The sequence below is a fragment of the Paenibacillus forsythiae T98 genome (genome assembly GCF_000520735.1).
Lineage (GTDB): Bacteria > Bacillota > Bacilli > Paenibacillales > Paenibacillaceae > Paenibacillus_AQ > Paenibacillus_AQ forsythiae.
Window position 1 is genome coordinate 1 of sequence record NZ_ASSC01000042.1, and the last position, 2915, is coordinate 2915.

At 54.3% G+C, this 2915-nt stretch carries 4 protein-coding genes and 1 pseudogene; 1 reads left to right on the top strand and 4 read right to left on the bottom strand.

The annotated features are described in order from the left end of the window. The 4 genes and pseudogenes from L692_RS31590 to L692_RS0101735 form a co-directional block, all read right to left on the bottom strand. Positions 1–218 (bottom strand): annotated as a pseudogene (locus L692_RS31590) (bifunctional ADP-dependent NAD(P)H-hydrate dehydratase/NAD(P)H-hydrate epimerase); the annotation flags it as partial. 28 nt (positions 219–246) lie between these two features. Beyond that, the gene (locus L692_RS0101725) at positions 247–879 is read right to left on the bottom strand and encodes an NAD(P)-dependent oxidoreductase (RefSeq protein ID WP_025696634.1); all 633 of its coding nucleotides are present in this window, start codon (positions 877–879) and stop codon (positions 247–249) included. Between the two features lie 147 nt (positions 880–1026). Continuing rightward, complete coding sequence (locus L692_RS0101730; protein WP_156940275.1) at positions 1027–1620, bottom strand: hypothetical protein; 594 nt, start codon at positions 1618–1620, stop codon at positions 1027–1029. Positions 1621–1725: 105 nt separating this feature from the next. Beyond that, positions 1726–2403, bottom strand: coding sequence for a DUF421 domain-containing protein (locus tag L692_RS0101735; RefSeq protein WP_025696637.1), 678 nt, complete (start codon positions 2401–2403; stop codon positions 1726–1728). Positions 2404–2552: 149 nt separating this feature from the next. Here L692_RS0101735 and L692_RS0101740 point away from each other — a divergent pair, with 149 nt between their 5' ends. Next, the gene (locus tag L692_RS0101740; RefSeq protein ID WP_312001275.1) at positions 2553–2864 is read left to right on the top strand and encodes a hypothetical protein; all 312 of its coding nucleotides are present in this window, start codon (positions 2553–2555) and stop codon (positions 2862–2864) included. The last annotated feature ends 51 nt before the right edge of the window (positions 2865–2915 follow it).

The following is a 2915-nucleotide window of genomic DNA, read 5'->3' on the forward strand; positions in this document are numbered from 1 at the left end:
GCTCCGGCATGGCCCGGCCCGCTGCTGTACCGGGCTGCCCCTGTTCCCTGACACGCATCGCCTGCCGCTCCGTCCCCGTCCCGATGATTGCAGAAGGCAATAATCTCCTCCGCGATGGCACGCCCGGCATTTTCCATCAGGGCAACCGCCGGAATGCCGAGCCGTTCTATCGTAATGCGGTCAAGCCGCCGCATTTCTTCCGCCGTCACCAAATGCATCCCTGTTATCCCCTCTCCTTATTGCGCGTCAATAGCCCACCGTGAACCGTCCGCCTATGAAATTCCCTTCCTCCAATTCATCAATAACGGCTGCGGCGTAATCCTCCACGCTGATCTCGCTTCTGCCGTTCTCGTCCACAACGAGCCGGTCCAGACCGATACGGAATTGTCCCGTACGGCGCCCCGGACTAATCACCGCAGCGGGACTGGCATATGTGTAGTCAAGACCGGACTGCGCATAGATTTCATAAGCGTCGGCATGGGCCGCCGCAAGCGGCTTCACTTCCTCCGGGAACCCAGGCGTGTCCATCAACCGTTCGCCCGAGTCCGTCTTCAGGCTTCCCGCGCCGCCGACCACAATCAGCCGCTTCACCCCGGCTGTCTTCAGTCCTTCGACCAGCGAGCGGGCTGCTTCAAGCAGTTCACCCTCCGCTCCGAATTCCGGGCCGTAGGCGCTGATTGCCGCCTCATGGTCTTTGGCAGCCTGCGTCACCTCTTCCGGTCTCAGCAAATCGGCGGAAAGTGTAAGCAGACCGCTGTGCTGAATTTCCAGCGCCTCCGGCCGCCGGACAGCCGCTGTCACCTCATGGTTTCGCTTCAGCGCTTCTTCCAGGATGGCTCGGCCAATCGTTCCCGATGCGCCGAACAGTACCATTTTCATAGCCTTTCCCCTACTTTCTGCCTTGTAATTTTTTTATGCTCACCGATGGAGCTTTTCCCTTTAATCCGCATTTTATTTCGGTTTTGAGCCAGACCATGACGAGTGTACTTCACCCGTCTTTCGATTACATCTGGAATCCCACCCCGGCTATTGATCTATAGTAATCCGGTAGACGTCATAAGCTGATCGTGTTTGTACAGTAACGTAGACCCATTGACCGGACACGGCATCGCTGATTTTGACATGCGACGGGACGTTCCCGTTTCGCCTGATCATCTTTTTCTTACGGGAATCGTAAACAGATATCGCTCTGATTTGGTCATCCCATCCGACAGGCGTTAACTGGATCGTCAATTCTCCATCCCGCTGTGGCAAGAACTTATACTTCGTTTCTCTCGCCTGGCTTTGGCTATGGTCCAGTTCCATGTGCCGGGTTCCGGGTTGAAGAACGATGGCGGAAGAGAAATCCAGATTCTTGTTTTGCGCTACTTTCGATTTTATTAATCCCGAAGCAGTGCCTATTAACAGGATTCCGGCCAGCACGGAAATCGTAACCAGGAATGTCCTCCACCCTCTACTGTAGGTATAAACAAGCAGCAAGTAGAGCGCAAAAAGCAACGTCCCCACTACAGCAATTCCGATGCCGAAGGCGGTAGCCAGCCCACTGAAATCGAAAAAACCGCCGCCGCTCTTCTCTCCGCCTGCCATAAGAGATAGAAACGCCAAAACCAATACTAGCATGTAAAGCACCATAGCTGCGGAATATCTCTTTTTCATACGCTCCCCGCTTTCTATATCGCCTTCGTTCCTTTCTCTGCACCGCATTTCCCCCATACCTGGCCCCTCTTAGCCCTCCATGACAAAAAAGCCGCCCTCCCTGCTCCATTCGACAAAAGCCAGTGATTTCATATCCCGGTAGCCCTGATCCCGAAGCCCGCGTTCCAGCCATTCCTTGTCCTTGCCGATCTTCTTCAGATTATCCTCCATAATGTCCCCCTCCTCAATGAGCGAGTAGACAAAAAAAGATCCTCCATGCGGCATTCCAAGGTCTTTCCTGGACGGCGTTTCGTAGCCAGGCTTCTTCATGACGCTGAGCGACCCGTTGTTCTCAAATATAGCATACGCCACTTCCTCCAGGGCAAAAACATCCTTCTGGCGCAGCATCATCCGCAGTTGGCCGAAGTCGAGACGGCTCCGCTTCATTTCCCTCATGTCGATTTTGCCGTCGCGGATCAGGATGGAGGTTGTGCCTTCGAGCGGCGCGCGCATCCGCTTGGCATGCTGTGTCACTTTTTCGAATAGATAGGATAGTACGCCCCACAGCAGCAGTCCGTAGATCAGCTCAAGGTACCGGGTATCCTCCTGATATATCGTGTTCCCCACAATTTCACTAAGCATCATCGCGGAGACAAAATCGAAGGGAGTCAGCTGGGAAATCTCTTTTTTCCCGAGCAGCCGCGTCATGATCCATAAACCGATGAAACCGGTGACCAGCTTGATCGTAATGAATGCATAATCCATCATACGTTCCTCCTGCAATCGTTAATGACCCACAACGAGTATTACCCCATCCGCGCAGCGGTTAAAAAGAAGCAGAAGGATCATAATGGGCGGCTTCCCTTGTATCACCGCACGTACTATGGAATAGTAATATTAAGGAAAGGTTGGTGAAGATGATGTCTCCTTGGGGAAAATTGTTGAAATGGGGCACTTTTGCTTACGAGGCTTTTCTCGCGATCCCGTTCATCGGCGGCGCATTCGTGCTGGCCAACGCCTGGCTGCCGCTTGGGGTCGCGTTTCTGCTGCATGCCGTCGCTATATTCGTATTGTACAATGAGCGCGGGCCTGTCACCGGCAACGTTATCGGAGTCGTTACTTCCATTATCGCTTTCATTCCGATCGTAGGCTGGATTATGCACGCCATCACCGCGCTGGTCCTGCTGATTGAGGGGATTTCGTCCGCGCGGCGTACACCCCGGTACTAAGCTCCGGCAAGACGAACAGCGGCCCGCCCCCGGGTATCCCGGGAGCGGGCC